This window comes from Streptomyces sp. NPDC090077, assembly GCF_044747545.1.
Lineage (GTDB): Bacteria > Actinomycetota > Actinomycetes > Streptomycetales > Streptomycetaceae > Streptomyces.
Genome location: NZ_JBIVEG010000005.1, coordinates 249,791 through 272,166 on the forward strand (window position 1 = coordinate 249,791; position 22,376 = coordinate 272,166).

The following is a 22,376-nucleotide window of genomic DNA, read 5'->3' on the forward strand; positions in this document are numbered from 1 at the left end:
GCCCCGCCGATGCCGGCCAGCACCACCACGCCCACCGCCCCCGCCGTCTTCACCGCCAGGGCACTGCTCCTGGACATGGACGGGACCATCGTCAATTCCGACGCGGTGGTCGAGCGCTGCTGGCGCGAGTGGGCGGTGTCCCACGGGCTGGATCCGCAGGAGGCCCTGAAGGTGGTCCACGGCCGCCAGGGCTACGCCACGATGGCGATCCTGCTGCCGGAGCGCCCGGTGGAGGTCAATCACGCCGAGAACGCGGAGATGCTGGCCCGCGAGACCGCCGACACCGACGGCGTGGTGCCCGTTCCGGGCGCCCCCGCGTTCATGGCGTCGATCCAGGGCCTGCCGCACGCCCTGGTCACCTCGGCCGACGCCGCTCTGGCCGAGGCCCGGATGACGGCCGCCGCGCTCCCGATGCCGCGGGTGCGGGTCACCGCCGAGTCCGTCGGGGCCAGCAAGCCCGACCCCGAGGGCTTCCTCAAGGGCGCCGCCGAACTCGGGGTGGACCCGGCCGACTGCGTGGTCTTCGAGGACTCCGGGGCCGGCATCGCCGCGGGCCTGGCGGCCGGCATGCGCGTGATCGGCATAGGCCCCCGCGCCGCCGCCCACGGCCCGACGGCCCACGTCCCCGACCTGACCGCGGTCCGCGTCACCCCCACCGCCGACGGCACCCTCCACCTCACCCTCACCCCGCCCGCCTAGGAACCGCAGGGGCGCGGCGAGGACCGGATCACAGCCGACGCCGAAGACAGGGCCTCCCCGCACCGGGCGCCGCTCCGGGACCGAACCGCCGACCGGGCGGTGCGGGCGGCCCCGCAGACAGGCCCGCCCGCACCGCCCGGCCACCCGCACCCGCACCCGCACCCGCACCCCGCCAGGGAACCGGCACCCCGCCAGGGACCGGCCCGGTCAGCCCGCGATCGCCTCGTACAGCGAGAAGACGGCCAGCGCGGCCATGACGGCCGCCGCGATCTTGGTGATGAGCCGCAGCGGTACGTACTTCATGAGCGTGCGCCCGCCCAGGATGCCGATGCCCGCGACCGCCCAGAGCGCCAGCACCGCACCGAGGCCGACCGAGAGCGGATTGTCGTACCGGGCGGCGAGGTTCGCCGTCATGATCTGGGTCAGATCGCCGAACTCGGCCACGAGGATCAGCATGAAGCCGGCCCCCGAGACCTTCCAGAAGGACTGGTCGGCGGGCGGCTTGACCTCTTCGTCCTCGTCGTTCTTCTTCAGGAGCAGCATGGCCGCGCCCGCGAGGAAGAGGACCCCGACGACCGCCTGGACGAGCCGGTGCGGGAGCAGCGTGAGCACGCTGCCCGCCGCGATGGCGAGCGCGACGTGCACGGCGAAGGCGGCGGCGACGCCCGCGAAGACGTAGGAGGCGCGGTAGCGGGTGCCGAGCATCAGGCCCGCGAGGGCCGTCTTGTCGGGGAGTTCGGCGAGGAAGACGACGCCGAAGGCGATCGCCAGGACGGTGAAGCTGAACACGGGGCGAAACCTCGATCGGTCGGTAGGGCAGGACGCCGTCGGACCGAGAGACCTGGGGTGTTTCAGGGGTCGCTTCGGCTCAGCGGCGCCCTGGAAGGCGTGAACACGTCACGCGCCACGCATCAGCATGCGTCGCACGCACCGCGCCACATGGACAGGGCACTGCGGCCGAAGGTCTCGCTGGCCGACCGCTCACGCGGCCTGCCTCCGGGCGCCGGCTGGGTGACCCAGCAGTATGTCGACGGTCCGGCGAAGAGCTACTCCCCTTCTGCTCCCTCCAGGGTACGCGAAGGCACCGGCAGGGCGAAGGCACCCGGTATGTGAGGTTGACCCCACTCCGCCCCCACCCCCGCGGCCGGAATCTCAACTTCCCCTTGATTACGGGCCATTGATTGGCTTGATGTGACGTGCCCATGTCGGCAATCTGTCACCTGGCGCCCGTCCCAGCGACATCTGGCGCCGACACCATGGCCGCGCCCCACCGGGGTCAGCACGGCCACCACCCCCCGCACCAGGGAGCCCTCCATGGCCCTCATATCCACCCGCACGCCCTCCGTCTACGCGCGTCGCATCGGCCGGGCGGGCGTCCTCGCGTCCGCCGCCGCCCTCGTCTCCCTCACCTCGCTGGTGAACGCCCCGGCCGCCCTGGCCGCCCCGCCCACCCCCATCAGCGCCGCCGCGGCCCGCTCCTACCTGGCCACGGTCACCCCCGCCGCCGAGGGCACCCTCACCGGCTACAGCCGCGCGCAGTTCCCGCACTGGAGCACGGTCTCCGGAACCTGCAACACCCGCGAGACGGTCCTCAAGCGCGACGGCGTCAACGTCGTGACCGACTCCTCCTGCGCCTCCGTCAGCGGCAGCTGGTACTCGGAGTACGACGGGGCCACCTGGACCGCCGCCTCGGACATCGACATCGACCACATGGTCCCGCTCGCCGAGGCCTGGCGCTCGGGCGCCAACTCCTGGACCACCACGCAGCGCCAGCAGTTCGCCAACGACCTGACCCGGCCGCAGCTCATCGCGGTCACCGACAACGTCAACCAGGCCAAGGGCGACCTCGACCCCGGCAAGTGGCTGCCGCCGCGCACCGAGTACCGCTGTACTTACGCACGCATGTGGGTCCAGGTGAAGCAGTACTGGGGCCTGAGCATGGACTCCGGGGAGAAGACCGCCCTGGTGAACATCCTGAACGGCTGCTGACCCCGGCCCCTCCTCCGGGAAGTCACCGGAGTTTTCACCCTCCCTATCCCCCGCGAGGGGGAGGCCGGCCCCCGCCCCGCCCCGTACCGTGATCGAAAGGGGATCGGAAGGGCTTCCGAGGAGGGGGATTTGGATGGCCGGGCTGCGACTGGGACCACTGCTGCGCCACGTCGACTGGGACACGGGCGACGCCGCCACGATATGGGTCGAGGCGGACCGCCCGTGCACCGCCGAGGTGCGGTGCGCCGACGGATCCGGCGGCAGCGTCCGCACCTTCCAGATCTCCGGCCACCACTACGCGTTGGTGCCCGTCACCGGCCTGACCCCGGGCACGACCACGGCGTACGAGGTGCTGCTCGACGGGATCACCGTCTGGCCGGCGGGCGGCGGCTTCCCGCCGAGCACGATCAGCACGCCCGCCGTCGGAGGCGGCCCCGGGCGGCCCTCACCCGGACTGCGCGTCACCTTCGGCTCCTGCCGGCAGGCGGCACCACCCGCCGACCGGCGCGGACCGCACGGGGCCGACGCCCTCGACACCCTCGCGGCCCGGCTGGCCCACGATCCCCTGGAAGTCCGGCCGGACCTCCTGCTGCTGCTCGGCGACCAGGTCTACGCGGACCACCTCTCGCGCGCGACCCGCACCTGGCTCGCCGCCCGCCGCGACCTGCGGGAGGCTCCGGGCGCACAGGTCGCGGACTACGAGGAGTACACCCGGCTGTACTACGAGTCCTGGCTCGACCCCGAGATCCGCTGGCTCCTGTCGACCGTCCCCAGCCTGCACATATTCGACGACCACGACGTCATAGACGACTGGAACACCAGCGCGGCCTGGCTGGCGGAGATGCGGGCGACCGCCTGGTGGCCGGAGCGGGTGCTCAGCGGGCTGATGTCGTACTGGGTGTACCAGCACCTGGGCAACCTCTCCCCCGCCGAACTCGCCGCGGACCCGCTCTACGCGGCCGTACGCGCCACCCCGGACGGCACCGACGCACTGCGCGCCTTCGCCGCCGCGGCGGACGCCGACCCGGCCTCGGCGCGCTGGAGTTACCGGCGGGACTTCGGCCGGACGCGGCTGCTGATGGTGGACACCCGGGCCGCCCGCGTGCTCGCCGAGGACGGCCGGGCCATGCTCGACCCGGCGGAGCAGCTCTGGCTCCGGGAGAACGCCCTCCAGGGACACGGGGATTACGACCACCTGCTGATCGGGTCCTCGCTGCCGTGGCTGATGCCGCCGCTGATCCACGACGCGGAGGTGTGGAACGCCGCGCTGTGCCGGGGCGAGCGCGGTCCCCGGTGGGCGCGGATCGGGGAAGACCTGCGGCGGCGCAGCGATCTGGAGCACTGGGCCGCGTTCCCGGCGTCGTTCGCCGCACTCAGCGACCTGATCGAGGAGGTGGGCACGGGCCCGAAGGCCCCGTCGACGGTCTGCGTCCTGTCCGGGGACGTGCACCACGCGTACGTGGCCGAGCCTCGAATACCGAGCACCGCCCGGGTGTTCCAGCTGACCTGTTCCCCCGTGCACAACTCCATCCACACGGCGGTGAAGTGGGGGTTCCGGCTGGGCTGGTCGCGGCTGGGCCGGTGGCTGGGGCGCGGCTTCTCCCGGCACGGCCGGACGGGCCGCCCACCGGTGACCTGGCGGCGTACGGGCGGCCCGTGGTTCGGGAACCAGCTGATGACGCTGGCGCTGGCGGGCCGGAGCGCCCGGCTGCGCCTGGACCAGGCCCGGTCGGGCCGGCCGGGGGCCCGGCTGGTGACGGTGCTGGACCGGGAGCTCACCGCGGCGGAGTAGGCCGGGCCGCCGTCCCGGCGGGGGCGGGCGTACGCTGTATGGCTGTCAGCCGCCCCTGCCGCTCCCCGCGACGACGCGGCGCCTCGGACGGGGGAGTACCGCTTTGCTTGAGACGCTGGGGTCGTTGACCGCGAGCCCCTGGATCTACGCCGCGGTGGCGGTGTCGGTGCTGCTCGACGTGTTCCTGCCGGTGCTGCCGAGCGGGGTGCTGGTGATCAGCGCCGCCGCGGCCGCGGCGGCCGCCACGGGGTCGCCCGCACAGGTCCCGGACATCCGGCTGCTGCTGGTGATCGCCGCGACCTCCTCGGTGCTGGGTGACATGGCGGCGTACCGGCTGGCCCGGCGCGGCGGGGCCCGGCTGGACCGTGCCGTCGCCCGCTCGCGCCGGCTGACCCGGGCACAGGACCGGCTGGGCACCGCCCTGGTGAGGGGCGGCGGCGCGCTGGTGGTCATCGCCCGCTTCGCCCCGGCCGGCCGCTCGGTGGTCTCCCTGGGGGCGGGCCGGACCCGGCGCAAGCTGTCGGAGTTCCTGCCCTGGTCGGTGCTGGCGGGCATGAGCTGGGCGAGCTACAGCGTCAGCCTCGGCTGGTTCGGCACCCAGTGGCTGGGCACGGCCTGGCTCGGCACCGCGGTCTCCGTGGTCGCCCTCTTCGCAGCGGGCTCCCTCGCCGCCTACCTCGTCCGCCGCCCCTCCCCCGGCCCGGCCACGGCCTGACTCCCCCGGAGGGAGCAGTCCGCTCACCCGTTCACCCGGCAGCGATCGCCGCCTCCCTCCCGGGCTTCTAGCGTCCAGAACACGGCGCGACCGCATCCGCGTCGCCCGCCGGCCCTGGCCGCGCCGTTTCGACGAGCCCGAGGAGTCCCCTCCATGCCCCCCACGCGCACGCGCAGCCTGACCGGGATCGCCGCCGCGGCACTGGTCGCCGCGGTCATCACACCCGCCACGCTCGCCTCCGCCGCCCCCTCCGCCACCGTCTCCCCGGGCACCGCCGCCCCCGGCAGCCGCGTCAGTCTCACCGTCGACGGCTGCGACACCTCCACCGCCCGGGCGTCCTCCCGTGCCTTCGGCGACGTCTCCCTCTCCCCGGGCAGCCGCGCGTACAGCTTCACCGGCTCAGCCACCGTCTACCGCGACGCGGCCTCGGGGAACTACCCCGTCACCTTCGAGTGCGGCGCGAACAGCGGCCGCCGCGTCACGGTGACCCTCACGGTCAGCCCCGGCGCCGCCCGCGGCGGCCTCGGCGGCAGCGTCGAGTCCATGAGCCCGGGCCAGATCGCCCTGGGCGGCACCCTCGCGGCCGGCGCCCTCGGCACCGGCATCTGGCTGCTGCGCCGCCGCTGGGCCCACTCCGGCTGACGGCCGACCGGTCAGACCGCCGCAGCGGCCGTCCGGCCCCGGACCTGTACGCCGTCGAGCAGCACGGCGGTCGCCTCCGCGACGGCGTCCACGGCGGCGTCGAACACCTCCTGGTTGTGCGCGGCCGGGGCACGGAAGCCGGACACCTTGCGGACGTACTGGAGCGCGGCCGCGCGGATCTCCTCCTCGGTGGCCTTCTCGGGGATGGCGGGCGGGCGCAGGGTCTTAATGGAGCGGCACATACCTCCACTATGGCGCGGCCGGCGGCAGCTCGGCCCCGGAAAGCTTCAGGATGAGCCCGGCCTGGAGCCTGCCGCGCAGCTCCGGGTCGGCGACCTCCTCCAGGAGCCCCATCGCCTGCTGGGTGCTCTCCGCCGCCCGCCGGTCCTCGCGCAGGGCGGCGGTCTGGGCGGCCATGTGCCGCAGGGCGAGATCCGCACGCCGGTGGAACAACTGCCCGACGAGCGTCACGACCAACCCCACAGAACTGGCGACGACCCCCACATACGCGTCCCCCGCGCTCTCGGCCTTCCACACCGCGAGCCCGACCCCGAACAGCAGCACGGCCGCGCCGACCCCGGCGAACAGCTGGCTGGTCGCGAAGCTGCTGCGCGCCTGCGTCAGCCCGTAGGCGTAGTACTCGACGAGGATCGGGGTGAAGTCGTCGTACCGGTCCCCCAGCTCGGCCGGCCCACCCCGCTGCGCCCCGGCATCGACCAGCCGGGGCTCACCCGCCCCCGGCTCCCGCGGGCCGCCGCCCATCCGCGCGAGCAGCCGCTCCCGCTCGGCATCCCGCTCCCGCTCGAACCGCCCCCGGCCCCACACCCCGGCCACCGGCACCCCGAGCCCGACCACCCCGAGCGCCACGGCCCAGACCCACTCCCAGCCCCCTGCCACACCTTCCAGATCCCCGCCCCACCGCGCGGGAAACCGGCCCGGAACCTAGACTGGCGAACGCCCGATCCATCCGGCATGAGGTACCCCCAAGGGAGCCACACATGGCCAAGCGAGGAAACAAGAAGCGCGCCCGCAAGAAGAAGAAGGCCAACCACGGCAAGCGCCCCAACGCCTGAGCCACACCCCCGTACACACGAAGGCCCCCCACCGTGACCGGTTGGGGGCCTTCGCACTGGTCGGCGTGGACGGCTTCGAACCGCCGAGGCTGGCCGCACCCCGGCCTTGGCACTCCCACGAGATCACGGTGAGCCATGGGCGTCCGTGGATGTCCTTCTGGTGCCCTGCGCGCGGCCTGTGCATCGATGCCCTCTTGTATGCCTCACCCAGTACGCACACCGTGGTGAAGATGCAGCTCAGCGTTCTGACAACGCAGGGGGAGGGCAACGCATAGTGAACTCAGTATCACTGTGGAGCAGGCAAACGTTCGGCGCTGCGGCGGGCCAGCTCGCCAAGGCAATCCCAGCCTGTCTGGTGGAAGCCCACGCCAGGGCGCGCCACGCTCATGAACAAGTGCGCACCCGTACGCAGGAAGCGTACGGCCATGGGCTTCATGCGGCGCAGTACGAGACGCTCGCCGATGGTCTGGCACCGATCCACGGCGCGACCTCTCGAAGGCTTCAGGGGCGGACGGTGATGGTCCTTGGCAGCAACGCCATCCTCCCAATCCTCTACGCGAAAAAGGACGTCCCGGTCACCGAAGCGCGGCTCCGCAAGGCGTACGGCCTCCGCGCCGACCTCATCCGGCGTCACGGGCCGAAGCCTATGCAGCTGACACTCGACCTCGGCTTGGAAGACCTCGGCGAGGAGCACGTGCATCCGGACGTGGCTCTCCTCCCGCCCGAGCTCCAGCTGATCATCGTGGCCTACGCCTGCTCGATGGAGCAGGGCGTCATGCGGGTCGAGTGGGGCTCAGCGGGGCTTCTACATGGAGACAGGTACCTCGTCTGGCACCATCACGAGCCCCTCCACCCGCCGGCCAACCTGCGGGCAGCCTAGCTCTCCCGCTCAGGCGCCCAATCGCGCTAACCCGCCGCTGCACCGCCACCGGTTATCAAGGTCGGTCGCCCATGAGCACCCTTCCACGGCCCCATCACAGCCCCGGGAGGGTGCTCGCTGTCTCGTGCTCCGCATGCTTCCAAGTCTGTTGGGGCTGGTCAGGGGTAGCCCCCTGAATGTTCACCTGCGTTCACGGTCGGCCGGCCGCTGTCCTGGCTCAGCCTCGCGGTTCCCCCTTGGACGGGCCCGAACGGAGATGGATGAGACACCCCAGGAGGTCGCTACCGGGCACGGGCGATCATTGGGGTTGCGGTCCCCGGCTGATGTACCTCAGGCTCCCGGTGGGGGGTGACCATGGAGCAACATGTGCTGGAGCGGCTGTTGGCCGGTGACGATGAGGCGTCCACGGCCGCCCTCCGCAGCGGCGCCACCTACGAGGTGTGGGATGGGACGGTTCCCGTAGGTCCCTCCATCGGGGTTTTCGGACGCCGACTTCAGCGCATGCGGCTGCACGGAGTTGAACCTCTCGGGCTGGAGCGAGCGTTGCAGCTCCTACGCGAGCATGACCGCCCGGTGCGCAGAGGGATGATCGACTCTACCGATCGGTCGTGGTACTTCCTGCTCTTCTTCACCGAAGACAGCAGCGCCTTGGTTGCCTGTGCGGGCATACCCTTCCCGCTCGCGAAATCACCGTCGTGAGAATTTGGACTAACCCTCACGGTCGGCAGGCCGACATCCGCCACGAGCCACCCCAACTCCCATCCGCTCTCGCCCTCTTCGGCCGGCACTCGCGAGCGGTGGATACCTTCGGGCCTATCCCGCTGTAGGGGCGGACATCGGCGCAGCGCGCGCGGAGCGGACCGAAGGCAGGAGCGTCGCGCCAGAGCGGAGCCGGGTGCTTGATGAGGTAGAGAAACCTGTAACAGGTCCCACGTGGCTCCTACGGCGAAGCCGTGGGAAAGGCGGCTCCGGCTTCGGCGAAGAGCGCGGCCTTGTGGGACCTGTTGGCGTGGGCGCACATGGACGGGTCGGCCGATCGAGCCGCGGAACGTGTACCGGTCGTTCACCCGCGTGGCCAAGGATGCCGGGCTTCGGGTGATCCGGCTGCACGACGCCCAGCACGGGACCGCGACGCTGCTGACCGCCGTTGGCGTACCGCCCCGGGTCGCGATGGAGATCCTCGGGCACTCGCAAATCGCCGTCACGGCACGTGAACCGGCTGCTTCGGCAGCGTCGTGACCGGCTCTGACCGCTGGCGTTGTTGTCAGCTGTGGATGCAAAAGACCCCCTGCCATGATCGGCAGGGGGTCTTTTCGCTGGTGGGCGTGGACGGTTTCGAACCGCCGACATCTGCTTTGTAAGAGCAGCGCTCTACCCCTGAGCTACACACCCGTGGACGAGTGGACAGCCTACATGCAGGGCGGACCCCCCACGCAATCACGTTCCCGTGGGGGAGAATGGGGCGGGGCATGGGCGGACGCGGCACGGGAGAGGGATTGTGACGACGGCATCCCGGCGGTGGTTCGGCGGGCGGGACGAGGGTCGGCGGGCGGATGCGCAGGCGGCGAAGGATGCCGCCGCGGCCGCGTTCTACGAGCTGGACACCGCGCAGCGGGATCTGCGGATCTCCATGGAGACCATCGCCGCCGCCGACGGGTCTCCCGCGGCGCGGCAGGCCGCCGAGGGGTTCGCGGCGCTCGGGCGGCGGATCGACGAGGTCAGCCACGGCTACATCGAGGCCGTCGACGCGCACGACCTGGACCGGGTCGACCTGGAGGGCTCCGTCGCCTCGCGCGCGCGGGAGCAGCTGACGCGGGCGCGGGACGAGCTGGTGCGGGTCAAGGGGGAGCTGGAGCGGTTCGCGCAGGGGCTGCAGCCGCTGCTGGACAAGGCGGAGACGCAGCTGGCGCGGGTCGCGCCGGCGCGGGAGCGGGCGCGGGCGGCGCTGCTGGCGGCGAGTGACGCGCTGGACGCCGCGCGGGCCGGGGGGATGCGGGCCGACGACCTCGCGGCGCGGCTGGCGGCGCTGGGGCCGGAGCTGACGAAGCTGAACCAGGGCGCGGCGCAGCACGGGGTGCAGGAGACCGTGCAGCGGGCGGACCGGATCCTGCGGGACGCGGAGGCCGTGCGGGCCGAGGCGGCGCGGCTGCCGGAGCGGGCCGCCGAGGTGGACCGGCGGCTGGTGAGCCTGCGGACCCGGGCGCAGGCGCTGCGCAACCGGGCCGACCGGGTGGATCCGGTGCTCAGCGAGCTGAGGCGGCGGTTCAGTGCGGCCTGCTGGCAGGACCTCCAGCACGTTCCCGATCAGGCGGTACGGGACGTCGCGCAGGCGGAGGAGCGGCTCGGGGAGGCCGCCCGGGCGCGCGAGGAGCAGCGCTGGGCCGACGTAACGGCGCTGGTCGAGGCGGTGCGGGCCGCGCTGGACGCCACCGACGAGGCGGTGTCGGCCGCGCAGGACAGGCTGACGCGGCTGGAGGCGGTGGCGCGGGACCCGAAGGCCGAGGTGGAGCGGACCCGCTTCGCGGTCCGGGACGCGCAGCGGCTGGCGATGGCCGGCCGGAGCGTGCCCGATCCGCGGCACGCGCGGCCGCTGGACGAGGCGGTGGCGCGGATGGAGCGGGCGCTGGCGGGGCTGGAGGGGCGGCACCCGGACTACTGGCACTTCCTCCAGGAGCTGGAGCAGGTCCGGGCGGCGGTGGGCCGGGTGGTGTCGGACATCCGCGACCAGCGCGCGGTGGGGTAGCCAGGCCGCGGGCGGCGGCGGATGCTGGAACGGAACAGCGGACTGAGGAGGGCGCCATGGCTGCCCACACGTTCCACCGGCCCCGCACGCAGCGGGCTGCCGACCCCGTACCCCACGAGCCGTACGCGGCGCACGCGGCCTACGGGTGCACCGAGCCGCACGAGCACTACGCGCCCTACGTGCCGCACGAACCGTACGGGCCTGCACCGGAGCGGCAGGGTCCGGGCCTGGTGGAGCGGATGCTGCACCCGGTCAACGCCCGGCTGGACGAGCACCTGCCGACGGACCACAAGCTCAGCAAGGTGTACCGGGTCGGCGCCGGCCTGACCGGGCTGCTGCTGGTGGTCTTCGGCATCCTGGGGCTGGTCAACCGGATCGGTTTCTTCGACACCGGCGGCGACACGGTGCTCGCGCTGAACACGAACGGGGCGCTCAGCGTCCTGTCGATCTGCATCGGGGCGCTGCTGTTCGCCGGAATGGTGATCGGCGGGACCTTCGCCTCCACCCTGAACATCGTGCTCGGGATCGCCTTCATCGTGAGCGGGTTCGTCAACCTCGCGCTGCTGGACACCGGCCTGAACTTCCTGGCGTTCCACATCCAGAACGTGCTGTTCAGCTTCGTGGTCGGCGTGATGCTGATGTGGTTCGGCATGTACGGGCGGGTGGGCAGTGCCCTGCCGCACGACAATCCGTACTGGCGCGCCCGCCATCCCGAACAGGCGGCGCGCGAGACGCGGATCGGCGGGGGATACCGGACGGGGCACGGCACTGCGTAGCCTGTGCGCATGCCTCGTTACGAATACCGCTGCCGGACCTGCGACGACACCTTCGAGGTGAGCCGTCCGATGGCCGAGTCGTCCGCGCCCGCAGACTGCCCCGCCGGGCACGCCGACACCGTCAAGCTGCTCTCCGCCGTCGCCGTCGGCGGGACCGGCGGTGCCCCCGCGCCCATGCCGGCGGGCGGGGGCGGCTGCTGCGGCGGGGGCGGCTGCGGCTGATCCTCCCGGTGAGCCTTAGCGCTTGCGCGAGAGGGTGAGGCCGTCCGAGATCGCCAGGAGGACGGACTCCATGCGGGTGTCCGCGAGGGCGTGCTCGTTGAACGCGCGGACGCTCGCGCCCCGGCTCTGCGGGGATTCGTCGAGGACGGTGCCGTGGTACAGGGTGTTGTCGGTGACGATCAGGCCGCCCGGGCGCAGCCTCGGCACCAGTTCCTCCCAGTAGAGGATCTGGTTCTCCTTGTCGGCGTCGACGTACGCCATGTCGACGTGCGGCTCCGCCGGCATGGCGCGCAGGGTTTCCAGCGCCGGGGCGATGCGCAGGTCGATGCGGTCCGCGACGCCGGCTGCCGCCCAGGCCTCGCGGCCGTACGCGGTCCACTCCTCGGAGATGTCGCAGGCGATCAGGCGGCCGTCGGCCGGGAGGGCCCGGGCCATGGACAGGGCCGAGAAGCCGGTGAAGGTGCCGACCTCCACGATGTGGCGGGCGCCGGTCAGCCGGACCAGGAAGGCCAGCAGCGGCCCCTGTTCCTCCGCGGACTGCATCCCGGCCGACTCGGGGAACTTCTCCCAGGTGGTCCGCACGAGCCCCCGCTGGATCTCGTCCAGCGGGGGGTTGTGGGCCAGGACGTACTGGTAGAGCTCGTCGGTGATCTTGGTGCTGTTGCCCTTGGTCATGCGGTCAGTGTGCCAACCGCCCGCGGTCAGGCGGCCGCGGCGCCGACCGCCCGGCGGAACGCGCGGACGATCTCCTCCCCCGCCAGGACGCCGGCCGTGCCGAGGGCCGTCACCGTGGGGGCGGTCCAGCCCGCGTCGGCGAGCTCCCCGTGCCCCGGCCGCCAGGCCCGGTCGGCGGCGAGCAGCAGGTCGGCGTCGAGGAGGGAGTCCCCGGCGGCGAGGGTGGTGGCCGCTCCCGTGCGGCGGGCGACCTCGTGCATCGCGGCGCTCTTGGTCAGCGGACGCGGGACGGCGTAGATCTTGCGGCCCTGGAGGGAGACCGTCCAGCCCCGGGCCTCGGACCACTCGGTGAGCGCCTTGAGCCATTCGCCGGGCACCAGGTCCCGTTCGACGACCAGGTACGCGAAGAGGTCCTCGGCCAGCCGCGCCTTGCGCAGCCACGCGGGGTCGGACACGGCCAGCAGGTGCCGGTGCACCTCCTCCAGCGGGGCGCACTCCGCCGCGAGGCGTCCGGCGACCGCGCGCCGCCAGTCCCGGTCCGGGACGCCGTCCACCAGCAGCTGGCCGCCGTTGGCGCAGATGGCGTACCGGGCCGGGGGGCCGGGGAAGCGGATCCGCTGGTACTGCTTGCGGGTGCGGGTGGTGGTCGGGACGAAGACCGCCGACGGGTCGGCGGCCAGTTCCGCGAGGAGGGCCGCCGCCGTCTCCGTCATGTAGGACAGCGGCTTGCCCTCGTGCACCTCGACGCACAGCAGCCGGGGCGCCTGCGGGTCGGGCATGGTCAGGCCGAGGGCGGCCGAGGAGTAGATGAGGGTCCGGTCGAGGTCACTGGCTACGAGGACGGTCTCTTGGCGGGTCACTGGGAGGCCACTGCCTTTCCGTCGGCGCCGGTGGCGCCGCGCGTGAAGCGGGGGTGGATGAGTCCTACACAGGTGTACGGGAGGCCGTCGACCTCCTCGACGGGCACTCCGCGCTGCTCGGCGAGCAGGCGTACGTGGTCCAGGTCGGAGCCGGCGCCGCGCTGGGCCAGGATCTTCCACGGCACGCGGCGCAGCAGCACCCGGGTGGTCTCGCCGACGCCGGGCTTGACCAGGTTGACGTCGTGGATGCCGTACTCCTCGCTGATCCGCTCCACCGCCGCCCAGCCCTCCCAGGTCGGGGTGCGGTCGGCGGCGAGGAGCTCCTTGACCTCGGCGGCGACCGCGTCGGCGACCTCGTCGAAGCGGGCGGCCACGGTGTCGACGAAGGCGGCGGAGACGTCGGCTCCGGCCAGCTCCCGGTAGAACTTCGCGCCGTGGAAGTCGCGGGGGCCGACCAGGTCGGACCTGAGCACCGTACGGGAGACGAGGCCGGAGACGGTGGAGTTGAGGCACGCGGACGGGATCAGGAAGTCCTCGCGGGTGCCGTAGGTGTCCACGCAGGAGCCGGGGTCGGCGAGGACGACGATCTCCGGGTTGAAGCCGGGGAACTCCCGGAGGGCCTCGCGCAGCTCGCGGGTGATGGCCCCCTTGCCGGTCCAGCCGTCGACGAAGACCACGTCGGCGGGGTCGTGGTGGGCGGCGAGCCAGCGCAGGGCGTTGGCGTCGATGCCCCGGCCGCGGACGATGGAGACGGCGTAGTGCGGCAGGTCCAGGCCGTGCCGGGCGCGGGCCCAGCGGCGCATCAGCACGCCGACGGGGGTCCCGGCGCGGGCCAGGGAGACCAGCACGGGTGACGGGGAGCGCTCGGCGAGCACGGTCTCGGTGACGGTGCCGACGGCGCGGGCGATCCGGGCCGCGGAGGCGTCGAGGGCGCTGCGGTAGAGCTCCTGGTACTGCGGGGAGGGCTGGTACTCGACGGGCAGGGACTCGGCGTAGTGGGCGCCGCCGGCCTGGATGGCCTCCTCGCGCTCCTCGGTCGGGGCCTCCAGCCGCACGTCGGAGAGGTCCTGGAGGAGCCAGCCGACGTCCTCGGGGGCGTACGAGGAGAACGCCGGCCCCCGCAGCGGTTCGGGCAGCTGCGGCTCGGTCACGGTCGGCTCCTGCCGGTCGTCGGGGAGGTGGGACGGGGTGTGGGACGGGGTGTGGGACGGGACGACGGCCAGGAGGACCCGGCCGGTGTGCGGGGCGAGCCGGGCCAGCAGCCCGGCGTGCAGCTCGGGGGTGTCCGCGGCGGAGTCGACGACGGCGACGACGGTGTCGAAGCCGGCGCCGGCGACGTTGTAGGCGTAGCGGTCGCCGGGCCCGTCGGCGGGGGCGTCGTGCGCGGGGAAGACCAGCCGGGTGCGGATGGCGTAGCCGGGGTCGTCGACGGCGAGCACGGGCGAGCGGGTGGTGGTGGAGAACCGCACCTCGCGGGCCGTCCCGGACCGTTCCAGGGCCAGCGCGAGGCGCAGCGGCGCGTACATCAGCTCCTCGTTGCCGAGGACGAGGACCCTCCCCCGGGACTCCGCCCCGAGCGGGCCGAGCGCGTCGGAGAGCCGTGCGGCCATGGCGGGCAGGGCGGCCTCCAGCACCTCGCGGTGGGCGGCGGTGAAGCCGTGGCGGCCGCCGTCCGGCAGCCCGGCGGGCCAGCCGAGCGCCACCCGGGTGACCGTCCGCGCGACGCCCTCCGCGACGCCCTCGGCCGGATCCGGAGCCGTGGCACCGGCGGCCTCGTGCTCCTCGACCAGGGCCCGCCCCTTCTCCAGGACCCCGTCCGGGAGGGAGACCGTCCCGGAGGCCAGGGCGATCAGGTCCACCCGCGCGCCCAGCTCGGCGGCGAAGCCGGTGAGCCGGTCGCGGTCGGCGGCGGAGCGCATGTCCACGAGGGCGACGACCACGTAGTGCGCGCGCGGGTGGCGCGAGTGGAGGTCGCGGATGGTGTTCAGGACCGTGTTGCCGGTGGAGAACTCGTCGTCGACGAGGACCAGCGGCCCCCGCCCCGCCAGCAGCGCGGGGTCCTCGGGCAGCAGGAGGTGCGAGGTGGCGTGCGAGTGGGCCTCCTCGAACCCGCCGGCGGGCCGCACCCCGGGCACCGGGCGGCGGGTGGAGTGCAGGTAGGGGGCGGGGCCGAGGCCGTCGGCGACGCAGTGGCCGAGCCCGGTGGCGGTCTCCGCGTAGCCGAGCACCACCGCGTCGGCGGCGGAGTCGCCGAGCAGCTCGCGCACCCGCACGCCGAGCCCGTGGCCGGCCGCGTACACGGCCTCGGGCGACTGCGGGACGTGCTTGCCCAGCACCTGCGAGACCAGCAGGTGGGCCCGCTTCGGATTGCGCCGCAGGGCCAGCCCGAGGAGCTCCTTCAGCGGCGGCGATGCCTCGCCGGCCGCCTGGCCCAGGTCCACGCCCAGCCGCTCGGCGACCCAGGTTCCCGACCACACCGTGTCGATCGTCTTGCCCTTCCTCGTCATGGCGGGCCCGCTCACACCTGGAGCCCGGCCGTCAGGAGGTCGACGAAGCCGACCTCCTCCTTCGCCACACCGAAGACCTCGGCGCGCAGCATGGTGCGCTCGGCCCAGGCCCGGTGGGGCTTCACCTCGTTCATCTTGTTCGTGTAGGCGGAGCGCATCACTCCGCCGCCGCCGCGCTCGGGGCGCAGGATGTCCTGGGCGTCGCTGAACTCCTCGTGGGAGACCACCGACAGCGCGTGCACCGGCGTGACGTGGGCCGGGTGGATGCAGGTCTTGCCGAGCAGCCCGTTGGCGCGGTCGAGCTCGATCTCGCGCAGCAGCCCGTCCAGGTCGTGTTCGATCAGGGCGGTGCGCAGCTCCTCGACGCCCTCCTCCAGGAAGGGGCTGCGGCGCAGCTGGGGCTTGAAGAGGCGCTGCTGGCTGCGGAAGTACTCCCAGACGGGGCCGGTGACGGTGAAGCCGGTGCCGTCGGCGCGGCTGAGCACGTTGACCACGTCGGCGATGACACCGGCGACGATCTGGACGTCGTACGCGGTCATGTCGGGAGTGCGGCGCAGTCCGTACACGGAGCAGAAGTCGGTGACGCCCAGGCGCAGGGCGAGGACCCGCTCGCGGTAGAGGTTGACGGTGCGCTTGATGCCGGCGAGGGCCTCGACGCGGGTCTCCAGGTGGAGGAGGTCGGGGGTCTCCAGGACCGGCATGGCATACAGGCGGGGCAGTCCGGCGGCGGCCTCGGCGTGGGCGACGGCGTCCAGGAAGGCCGTTCCGCGGCTTTCGGTGAACTTCGGTAGTACGAATCCGGCCAGATTCCGGGCCGAGCCGCCGAGGCGCCGGACGAGGTCGGGTATCTGCTCGGGGGTGCGGACGCGGATGAAGAGGAGCGGGAGCCCCTCGGGTCCTGCGCCCTCGGCTTCGAGGTCTGCGAACTGCCGGACGAGGTTCTCCTCGCCGCCCACGACCTCGGTGTCGCTGATGGAATCCTCCAGGCAGAGGACCATGGAGACGACTCCGCGGCCGGCCTGCTTGCGGATGTCCTCGGCCAGCCGCGGCCGGATGGCCGGGCTGTAGAGGGTGGCCCCGAGCGCGGCCGCCAGGGTGCGGGCCGGGGAGGCCAGGTCGAATTCCGCGGGCTCCTGGTGGAAGAGGCCCTTGCGGACGGTGGGCGATATGTGCCCGAAGTGACGCATGTGCTTCCCCCGTACTGCCTCGGCGGCCCAACTGGCGTGGCCGGTAATAGTACGTACGAACGCGAGTCAAGAGTTCCTCAAGCACATGAAGTTCAGGTAACCCTCTTGCACCATGCCCAGCTCTCGCGTTCGGGACAAGGCCCTACGGGGGGCCGCATTGTCCCGGTCGGGCCCGGGAGGGCAGGATGACGGGCATGACGCACGCGATGCAGAAGGGCTCCAACATCCCGGTGACCGCCACGGCGGTCCGGGCGGTGCTGCGCTGGACCACCGGACCGGAGGTGCCGGACGTGGACGCCTCCGCGCTGCTCGTGGGAGCGGACGGGCGCGTGCGCTCGGACGAGGACTTCGTCTTCTACAACCAGCCCCGGCACCCCTCGGGGTCCGTGTGGCGGCTGGGCAAGAAGCAGGTCGGCGACGCGGTCACCGACGCGGTCCAGGCGGACCTGCGGTCCGTGCCGCCGGTCGTGGACCGGGTCCTGGTGGTGGCCTCCGCCGAGGACGTGCCGTTCGAGCAGGTCCGCGACCTGCGGATCCAGCTGTACGACGCCACGCCGGGCGGCGCTCCCGAGCCTCTGGCCCACTTCGACGTCCACCCGGAGACCGGCGCCGAGACGGCGCTGATCTGCGGGGAGCTGTACCGCAGGGGCGAAGGGTGGAAGTTCCGCGCGCTGGGCGAGGGCTACTCCGACGGGCTGGTGGGGCTGGCCACCGACCACGGCATCTCGGTCGACGAGAACGCCGCCGAGCCGGACGTGGCGGCTCCGGCCGCCGGTGCCGGGGCCGGAGCCAGTGCCGGGGACGACCGGACCGCGGCCATGCGGCCCCCGGCGCCCACGCCGGTCACCCAGGCCCCGCCGGCCGCCCAGCCCGCGTACGGGTACCCGCAGCCGGTGTCCCCGGTCCCGGTGCCGGCCCCGGGCGGGGACCCGTCGTTCCGGCTCCCGGTGCAGGGTCCGCAGTTCATCCGCCGCTGACGGGCCGGACGGGGGCCCGCCCGGCCCCCGCCGGCCCGCTCCCGCACCCGGCCCGCTCCCGGCCGCCCCGGGCCTCAGGCCTTGGTGCTCTTGTAGCCGCGGCCCCACTGGAGCCCCCAGCCGTACAGCCGGTCCAGCTCGGCCTGGAACCCGTACACGAACTTCACCTCGCGGCGCACGATCAGCTCGCCCTTGACCTTCTCCATGGACAGCACCGCGCAGGAGCGGGCCTGCGGGTGCCGCTCGTCCAGCGGGATCTCGATCCGGGGCCCGGCGGTCGGGTAGAGGGTGACCAGGGCGTGGGTCCGGTCGAAGGCCGGGGTCTGGTCGTAGATGTAGACGAAGACCAGCAGCCGTTTGATCTCGTCGGCGTGGTCGAGGTTGATGTAGAGGGTCTCCCCCGAGCCCGATCCGAACCGGTCGTCGCCGCTGAGCTTCACGTACGGCGGGTCGTTGAGGTCGCCAAGCAGGTTGCCCAGGGGCTGGACGGCGCCCCGGGTGCCGTCGGTCAGCTCGTAGAGGCAGCCCATGTCCAGGTCCACGTTGACCATGCCCTGGGTGTGGGCCTGCACGATGTCGGGTTTGAAGAGTTTGAACGGGTGCCGGAAGAGCTGCCCGCTCTGGCCGGAGCGGCCCCCGAAGTCGGAGGTGCGCATCCGCCAGGAGAGGTTGACGCGCATGTTGCCGTGGACGGCCTGCTGTTTGGTGAGCGATACCGTCGGTTGCCGTTTGGTGAGCTCGATGGCGTTCGACGAGGCGTTGCCCGAGTCGAAGCCCATGGCGCGAGCGCCCCTGATCCCGTCGAAGAACCCCATGTTCCAACCCCCCAGGTCGGTCCGTGCAGCGGAAAGTGCGGCGGGGCGGCCGCGCGGTCCAGTGGATCCGCGCGGCCGCCCCGTCGCTGATGGAAGCGTTCCGCAATCAGGGCCGGGTCACACCCCGGCGCCGACCTCCGCGGGGCTCTCGCCGCCCTCGGCCTCCAGCCGCTTGTTGCGGCGCACGGAGGACCAGAAGGACCAGGCGATGAGCACGACACCGACCAGGCCGGTGATGACCTCGTTGATCTCGTACTGGATGGTGACGAGCAGGATCACGGCGAGGGCGCCGATCGCGTAGTGCGCGCCGTGCTCCAGGTAGACGTAGTCGTCCAGGGTGCCCTGGCGGACCAGGTAGACCGTGAGCGACCGGACGTACATGGCGCCGATGCCGAGGCCGAGCGCCATGAGCACGATGTCGTTGGTGATGGCGAAGGCGCCGATGACGCCGTCGAAGGAGAAGGACGCGTCGAGGACCTCGAGGTAGAGGAACATGAAGAACGCGGCCTTGCCGGCCATGGCGACGGCCGAGACGGGCTTGCCGCTCTTCTTGGCCGCTTCCTCCGCCTCGTGCTCGGCCTCTTCCTCCTCTTCGAGCTTGTTCTCGAAGTAGCCGGAGAGACCGCCGACGATCATGTAGGTGATCAGGCCGAGGACACCGGAGACCAGGACCGTCTGCGCCTTGTCCACGTGGACGCCGCCGTGCTGGTGGGCGTTGGCGGCGAAGGTCATCGAGGTGATGACCAGGACGATCAGCGCGATGCACGCCGACAGCATGTCGATCTTGCCGAGCTTGGCGAGCGGGCGCTCCAGCCAGGCGAGCCACTTGATGTCGCGGTCCTCGAAGATGAAGTCGAGGAAGATCATCAGCAGGAACATGCCGCCGAAGGCGGCGATGGACGGGTGGGCGTCCGTCACCAGCTGCTGGTACATCTCCTTGTCCGTCATCGCCAGGTCGACGGCCTCGATCGGCCCGATCTTGGCGCTGACCGCCACGATGACGACGGGGAAGACCAGGCGCATGCCGAACACGGCGATGAGCACGCCGATCGTGAGGAAGATCTTCTGCCAGAAGGCGTTCATCTTCTTCAGGATTCCGGCGTTGACCACCGCGTTGTCGAAGGACAGCGAGATTTCGAGGATCGACAGGATCGCCACGATCCCAAAAGCGGTCCACCCCCCGTAGAACACCGCTGCGACCAGACCGAGCGCAGTGACTGCGAACGACCAGCCGAAGGTTTTGAGAACCACTGGCACCCCATCGTCTTGTACGGCTTTACGAAACGTTGACCCCGAAGTCTAGAGCGATGCCCCGGAGCCCCGACGCGTACCCCTGCCCTACCGCACGGAACTTCCATTCGCCCCCGTACCGGTAGACCTCGCCGAAGATCATCGCGGTCTCGCTGGAGGCGTCCTCGGTCAGGTCGTAGCGGGCGAGTTCCTGGTCGTCGGCCATGTTCACCACGCGGATGAAGGCGTTGCTCACCTGGCCGAAGCTCTGCCTGCGGGAGTCCGCCTCGTGGATCGAGACCGGGAAGACGATCTTGTCGACGTGGGCGGGGACCTTCGTGAGGTCGATGATGATCGACTCGTCGTCGCCTTCACCCTCGCCGGTGAGGTTGTCCCCGGTGTGTTCGACGGAGCCCTCGGGGCTCTTGAGGTTGTTGTAGAAGACGAAGTACTCGTCCCCCAGCACCCGGCCGCTGTTGCACAGCAGTGCGCTGGCGTCGAGGTCGAAGTCCGCCCCCGTGGTCGAGCGCGCGTCCCATCCGAGACCGATCAGAACCCGGGTCAGGTTCGGTGCGGCCTTGGACAGGGAGACGTTGCCCCCCTTGGCGAGTGTGACGCCCATGATGTGGTCCTCCCCGGACGACGTGGTGGTGGTGGCCGAGCCACCCGCTCATGGTGGCAAAGCCGGTCCGGCGCCGTACACAGGGGTGCACGGCGCCGGACGGAGGAACTGCTCTCGGATGTCGGCTCAGACGTTGACGCCGAAGTCCTGCGCGATGCCGCGCAGGCCCGAGGCGTAGCCCTGGCCGATGGCGCGGAACTTCCACTCGGCGCCGTTGCGGTACAGCTCGCCGAAGACCATGGCGGTCTCGGTCGAGGCGTCCTCGGAGAGGTCGTAGCGGGCGAGCTCGGTGTTGTCGGCCTGGTTCACGACGCGGATGTAGGCGTTGCGGACCTGGCCGAAGCTCTGCTGGCGGCTCTCGGCCTCGTAGATCGAGACGGGGAAGACGATCTTGGCGACGTCGCCCGGGACGCCGGCGAGGTTGACCTTGATGGCCTCGTCGTCGCCCTCGCCCTCACCGGTGGTGTTGTCGCCGGTGTGCTCGACCGACCCGTCCGGGCTCTTCAGGTTGTTGAAGAACACGAAGTTCGAGTCGTTGGCGACCTTGCCCTGGTCGTTGGTCAGGATCGCGCTGGCGTCGAGGTCGAAGTCGACACCGGTGGTGGTGCGAGCGTCCCAGCCCAGACCGACGATGACCGCCGTCAGGTTAGGCGCGGCCTTGGTCAGCGAGACGTTGCCGCCCTTGCTGAGGCTGACTCCCACGGGTCCTCCATTGGTGTTCGTTGGGGCGGGGCCCCGTCGTGCGTTGCTACCGGATCAACGGTTCGATCCTAGTGACGGGTTCCCGCCCACAGGCGGTTTTCGTACGGAAGCCGACGACGGATCCGCGGCCGGTCCGGCCGGGTACGGGCCCGGACCCGGCGCGGGAGCCCTCAGAGGCTGTCGAGGGCCTTGATGTACTCGTTCAGGTCACGCGCGTCGGGCAGGCCGTTGACGACGCTCCAGCGCACGACGCCGTCCTTGTCGATGACGAAGGTGCCGCGGACCGCGCAGCCCTTGTCCTCGTCGAAGACGCCGTAGGCGCGGGAGGTCTCGCCGTGCGGCCAGAAGTCGGAGAGCAGCGGGTACTCCAGGCCCTCCTGGTCCGCGAAGACGCGCAGGGTCGGGACGGAGTCGTTGGAGACGGCCAGCAGCTGCACGTCGTCGTTCTGGAAGCGGGGAAGCTGGTCGCGCAGCTCGCACAGCTCGCCCGTGCAGACGCCGGTGAAGGCGAAGGGGTAGAAGAGCAGCACCACGGCCTTCTCGCCGCGGAAGTCGGAGAGCCGCACGGTCGCGCCGTGGTTGTCCTTGAGCTCGAAGTCCGGGGCCTTGTGTCCGACCTCGATCGCCATCTCTCGCATCCCTTCGTTTCCTGCGTCCCCGCACGGGGCCGTTCGGGTGAGGCCCAGCCTACGGCCCGCCCCCGCGGACCGGCCCGGACCGGCGCGCCGGTGACCGGGCGGGGCGCGCCGGCCCCGGAACGCGCACACCCCGCCGACCGGGGAGTCCCGGTCGGCGGGGTGTGCGTTCCGCTTGGCTGCGGGGCGCAGATCAGCGCTTGGCCTTGGCTGCCTTCGGCGTCACCAGCTTGGTGGAGGTCCACTCCTTGCCGACGGGCCCGCCCTTGGCGAGCGAGAGGCCGGCCGTCTCGGCGGCCTCGCTGATGTCGCTGGCCTCGACGTAGCCGTCACGGCCCGTCTTGGGGGTCAGCAGCAGGATCAGTGCGCCGTCCTCGACCAGCTCGGTCGCGTCGACCAGGGCGTCCGTCAGGTCGCCGTCCTCGTCGCGGAACCACAGCAGCACGGCGTCGGCGACGTCGTCGTAGTCCTCGTCGGCGAGCTCGCTGACGAGTGTCTCGACAGCATCACGGAATTCCTGATCGACGTCCTCGTCGTAGCCGATCTCCTGGACCACCTGTTCGGACTGGAAACCCAGCCGGGCGGCCAGGCTCTCCGCGTGGTCCGCGGTCGCGCTCACGGGGTGCCTCCTGCTC

General features: G+C 72.1%; 25 protein-coding genes, 1 tRNA gene and 1 pseudogene. 13 read left to right on the forward strand and 14 right to left on the reverse strand.

Features of this window, described 5'->3' with window-relative positions; translation table 11 throughout:
- The first annotated feature begins 9 nt into the window (after window positions 1-9).
- Window positions 10-699 carry an HAD-IA family hydrolase gene (locus ACIPW5_RS11815; protein ID WP_401243638.1) on the forward strand — a complete coding sequence of 230 codons (690 nt, stop codon included), beginning with the start codon at window positions 10-12 and terminating at the stop codon, window positions 697-699.
- A gap of 207 nt (window positions 700-906) precedes the next feature.
- Here ACIPW5_RS11815 and ACIPW5_RS11820 read toward each other — a convergent pair whose 3' ends face one another.
- The gene (locus tag ACIPW5_RS11820) at window positions 907-1,488 is read right to left on the reverse strand and encodes a TMEM165/GDT1 family protein (protein ID WP_401243639.1); all 582 of its coding nucleotides are present in this window, start codon (window positions 1,486-1,488) and stop codon (window positions 907-909) included.
- Window positions 1,489-2,013: 525 nt separating this feature from the next.
- On the opposite strand from ACIPW5_RS11820, the gene ACIPW5_RS11825 reads away from it, so the two are divergent.
- From ACIPW5_RS11825 to ACIPW5_RS11840, 4 genes are all read left to right on the forward strand, one after another.
- Entirely contained in the window at window positions 2,014-2,688 is a 675-nt protein-coding gene (locus ACIPW5_RS11825; protein ID WP_401243641.1) for an HNH endonuclease family protein, read from the forward strand.
- Window positions 2,689-2,821: 133 nt separating this feature from the next.
- A complete protein-coding gene (locus ACIPW5_RS11830) occupies window positions 2,822-4,480 on the forward strand; it encodes an alkaline phosphatase D family protein (protein WP_401243643.1) in 1,659 nt (552 codons plus the stop codon).
- A 103-nt stretch (window positions 4,481-4,583) separates the two neighbouring features.
- Entirely contained in the window at window positions 4,584-5,195 is a 612-nt protein-coding gene (locus ACIPW5_RS11835) for a DedA family protein (protein ID WP_401243645.1), read from the forward strand.
- Between the two features lie 153 nt (window positions 5,196-5,348).
- Entirely contained in the window at window positions 5,349-5,837 is a 489-nt protein-coding gene (locus ACIPW5_RS11840; protein WP_401243646.1) for a hypothetical protein, read from the forward strand.
- 11 nt (window positions 5,838-5,848) lie between these two features.
- On the opposite strand, the gene ACIPW5_RS11845 is transcribed toward ACIPW5_RS11840, so the two are convergent.
- Window positions 5,849-6,079: a DUF2277 domain-containing protein gene (locus tag ACIPW5_RS11845; RefSeq protein ID WP_401243648.1), complete on the reverse strand. Its 231-nt coding sequence runs from the start codon at window positions 6,077-6,079 to the stop codon at window positions 5,849-5,851.
- Window positions 6,080-6,086: 7 nt separating this feature from the next.
- Complete coding sequence (locus ACIPW5_RS11850; protein ID WP_401243650.1) at window positions 6,087-6,734, reverse strand: hypothetical protein; 648 nt, start codon at window positions 6,732-6,734, stop codon at window positions 6,087-6,089.
- Window positions 6,735-6,835: 101 nt separating this feature from the next.
- Here ACIPW5_RS11850 and ACIPW5_RS11855 point away from each other — a divergent pair, with 101 nt between their 5' ends.
- The 4 genes and pseudogenes from ACIPW5_RS11855 to ACIPW5_RS11870 all read left to right on the forward strand — a co-directional run.
- Window positions 6,836-6,910 (forward strand): 50S ribosomal protein bL37, encoded by a 75-nt coding sequence (locus ACIPW5_RS11855; protein WP_099895366.1) that lies wholly within the window; start codon window positions 6,836-6,838, stop codon window positions 6,908-6,910.
- Between the two features lie 394 nt (window positions 6,911-7,304).
- Entirely contained in the window at window positions 7,305-7,790 is a 486-nt protein-coding gene (locus ACIPW5_RS11860; protein ID WP_401243651.1) for a hypothetical protein, read from the forward strand.
- A gap of 354 nt (window positions 7,791-8,144) precedes the next feature.
- The gene (locus ACIPW5_RS11865; protein ID WP_401243652.1) at window positions 8,145-8,489 is read left to right on the forward strand and encodes a hypothetical protein; all 345 of its coding nucleotides are present in this window, start codon (window positions 8,145-8,147) and stop codon (window positions 8,487-8,489) included.
- Between the two features lie 318 nt (window positions 8,490-8,807).
- Window positions 8,808-8,996: pseudogene (locus tag ACIPW5_RS11870) on the forward strand (tyrosine-type recombinase/integrase); the annotation flags it as partial.
- 111 nt (window positions 8,997-9,107) lie between these two features.
- Here ACIPW5_RS11870 and ACIPW5_RS11875 read toward each other — a convergent pair.
- Window positions 9,108-9,182, reverse strand: a tRNA-Val gene (locus tag ACIPW5_RS11875).
- Between the two features lie 106 nt (window positions 9,183-9,288).
- Between ACIPW5_RS11875 and ACIPW5_RS11880 the strand changes: the two genes are divergently transcribed.
- The 3 genes from ACIPW5_RS11880 (at window position 9,289) to ACIPW5_RS11890 (ending at window position 11,531) form a co-directional block, all read left to right on the forward strand.
- Complete coding sequence (locus ACIPW5_RS11880) at window positions 9,289-10,533, forward strand: hypothetical protein (protein WP_401243654.1); 1,245 nt, start codon at window positions 9,289-9,291, stop codon at window positions 10,531-10,533.
- Window positions 10,534-10,772: 239 nt separating this feature from the next.
- Window positions 10,773-11,309, forward strand: coding sequence for a DUF4383 domain-containing protein (locus ACIPW5_RS11885; protein ID WP_401243860.1), 537 nt, complete (start codon window positions 10,773-10,775; stop codon window positions 11,307-11,309).
- 9 nt (window positions 11,310-11,318) lie between these two features.
- Window positions 11,319-11,531, forward strand: a complete 213-nt coding sequence (locus ACIPW5_RS11890) for a zinc ribbon domain-containing protein (RefSeq protein ID WP_401243655.1) — start codon at window positions 11,319-11,321, stop codon at window positions 11,529-11,531.
- A 15-nt stretch (window positions 11,532-11,546) separates the two neighbouring features.
- Here the strand turns inward: ACIPW5_RS11890 and ACIPW5_RS11895 are convergent, their stop codons facing one another.
- From ACIPW5_RS11895 to ACIPW5_RS11910, 4 genes are read right to left on the reverse strand one after another with little or no spacing between them, the layout of a single operon-like run.
- Window positions 11,547-12,206: an O-methyltransferase gene (locus ACIPW5_RS11895; protein ID WP_401243657.1), complete on the reverse strand. Its 660-nt coding sequence runs from the start codon at window positions 12,204-12,206 to the stop codon at window positions 11,547-11,549.
- Window positions 12,207-12,232: 26 nt separating this feature from the next.
- Window positions 12,233-13,066: an HAD family hydrolase gene (locus ACIPW5_RS11900; protein WP_401243659.1), complete on the reverse strand. Its 834-nt coding sequence runs from the start codon at window positions 13,064-13,066 to the stop codon at window positions 12,233-12,235.
- Window positions 13,063-15,573: a phosphoribosyltransferase gene (locus tag ACIPW5_RS11905; protein WP_401243661.1), complete on the reverse strand. Its 2,511-nt coding sequence runs from the start codon at window positions 15,571-15,573 to the stop codon at window positions 13,063-13,065. Before ACIPW5_RS11905 ends, ACIPW5_RS11900 begins: the two co-directional genes overlap by 4 nt.
- Before the next feature lie 11 nt (window positions 15,574-15,584).
- Window positions 15,585-16,760 (reverse strand): HpcH/HpaI aldolase/citrate lyase family protein, encoded by a 1,176-nt coding sequence (locus ACIPW5_RS11910; protein WP_401243663.1) that lies wholly within the window; start codon window positions 16,758-16,760, stop codon window positions 15,585-15,587.
- Between the two features lie 194 nt (window positions 16,761-16,954).
- Here ACIPW5_RS11910 and ACIPW5_RS11915 point away from each other — a divergent pair, with 194 nt between their 5' ends.
- On the forward strand, window positions 16,955-17,737 hold the full coding sequence (locus tag ACIPW5_RS11915; protein WP_401243664.1) for a TerD family protein: 783 nt from the start codon (window positions 16,955-16,957) through the stop codon (window positions 17,735-17,737).
- A 74-nt stretch (window positions 17,738-17,811) separates the two neighbouring features.
- Here ACIPW5_RS11915 and ACIPW5_RS11920 read toward each other — a convergent pair whose 3' ends face one another.
- The 6 genes from ACIPW5_RS11920 to ACIPW5_RS11945 form a co-directional block, all read right to left on the reverse strand.
- A complete protein-coding gene (locus tag ACIPW5_RS11920; RefSeq protein ID WP_401243665.1) occupies window positions 17,812-18,552 on the reverse strand; it encodes a Tellurium resistance in 741 nt (246 codons plus the stop codon).
- Between the two features lie 117 nt (window positions 18,553-18,669).
- A complete protein-coding gene (locus ACIPW5_RS11925; protein WP_401243667.1) occupies window positions 18,670-19,803 on the reverse strand; it encodes a DUF475 domain-containing protein in 1,134 nt (377 codons plus the stop codon).
- A 25-nt stretch (window positions 19,804-19,828) separates the two neighbouring features.
- Window positions 19,829-20,404: a TerD family protein gene (locus ACIPW5_RS11930; protein WP_401243669.1), complete on the reverse strand. Its 576-nt coding sequence runs from the start codon at window positions 20,402-20,404 to the stop codon at window positions 19,829-19,831.
- 126 nt (window positions 20,405-20,530) lie between these two features.
- A complete protein-coding gene (locus tag ACIPW5_RS11935; RefSeq protein WP_385769365.1) occupies window positions 20,531-21,106 on the reverse strand; it encodes a TerD family protein in 576 nt (191 codons plus the stop codon).
- 170 nt (window positions 21,107-21,276) lie between these two features.
- A complete protein-coding gene (locus ACIPW5_RS11940; protein ID WP_401243671.1) occupies window positions 21,277-21,735 on the reverse strand; it encodes a peroxiredoxin in 459 nt (152 codons plus the stop codon).
- Between the two features lie 199 nt (window positions 21,736-21,934).
- Window positions 21,935-22,360: a DUF3052 domain-containing protein gene (locus tag ACIPW5_RS11945; RefSeq protein WP_401243672.1), complete on the reverse strand. Its 426-nt coding sequence runs from the start codon at window positions 22,358-22,360 to the stop codon at window positions 21,935-21,937.
- Window positions 22,361-22,376 lie beyond the last annotated feature (16 nt).

Bases quoted from the DNA above. Each gene is read 5' to 3' on its own strand.
- ACIPW5_RS11885 (WP_401243860.1), top strand. From the start codon at position 10,773: ATGCTGCACCCGGTCAACGCCCGGCTGGACGAGCACCTGCCGACGGAC.
- ACIPW5_RS11845 (WP_401243648.1), bottom strand. From the start codon at position 6,079: ATGTGCCGCTCCATTAAGACCCTGCGCCCGCCCGCCATCCCCGAGAAG.
- ACIPW5_RS11940 (WP_401243671.1), bottom strand. From the start codon at position 21,735: ATGGCGATCGAGGTCGGACACAAGGCCCCGGACTTCGAGCTCAAGGAC.
- ACIPW5_RS11865 (WP_401243652.1), top strand. From the start codon at position 8,145: ATGGAGCAACATGTGCTGGAGCGGCTGTTGGCCGGTGACGATGAGGCG.
- ACIPW5_RS11895 (WP_401243657.1), bottom strand. From the start codon at position 12,206: ATGACCAAGGGCAACAGCACCAAGATCACCGACGAGCTCTACCAGTAC.
- ACIPW5_RS11905 (WP_401243661.1), bottom strand. From the start codon at position 15,573: ATGACGAGGAAGGGCAAGACGATCGACACGGTGTGGTCGGGAACCTGG.
- ACIPW5_RS11840 (WP_401243646.1), top strand. From the start codon at position 5,349: ATGCCCCCCACGCGCACGCGCAGCCTGACCGGGATCGCCGCCGCGGCA.
- ACIPW5_RS11825 (WP_401243641.1), top strand. From the start codon at position 2,014: ATGGCCCTCATATCCACCCGCACGCCCTCCGTCTACGCGCGTCGCATC.
- ACIPW5_RS11890 (WP_401243655.1), top strand. From the start codon at position 11,319: ATGCCTCGTTACGAATACCGCTGCCGGACCTGCGACGACACCTTCGAG.
- ACIPW5_RS11910 (WP_401243663.1), bottom strand. From the start codon at position 16,760: ATGCGTCACTTCGGGCACATATCGCCCACCGTCCGCAAGGGCCTCTTC.
- ACIPW5_RS11830 (WP_401243643.1), top strand. From the start codon at position 2,822: ATGGCCGGGCTGCGACTGGGACCACTGCTGCGCCACGTCGACTGGGAC.
- ACIPW5_RS11930 (WP_401243669.1), bottom strand. From the start codon at position 20,404: ATGGGCGTCACACTCGCCAAGGGGGGCAACGTCTCCCTGTCCAAGGCC.
- ACIPW5_RS11915 (WP_401243664.1), top strand. From the start codon at position 16,955: ATGACGCACGCGATGCAGAAGGGCTCCAACATCCCGGTGACCGCCACG.
- ACIPW5_RS11920 (WP_401243665.1), bottom strand. From the start codon at position 18,552: ATGGGGTTCTTCGACGGGATCAGGGGCGCTCGCGCCATGGGCTTCGAC.
- ACIPW5_RS11815 (WP_401243638.1), top strand. From the start codon at position 10: ATGCCGGCCAGCACCACCACGCCCACCGCCCCCGCCGTCTTCACCGCC.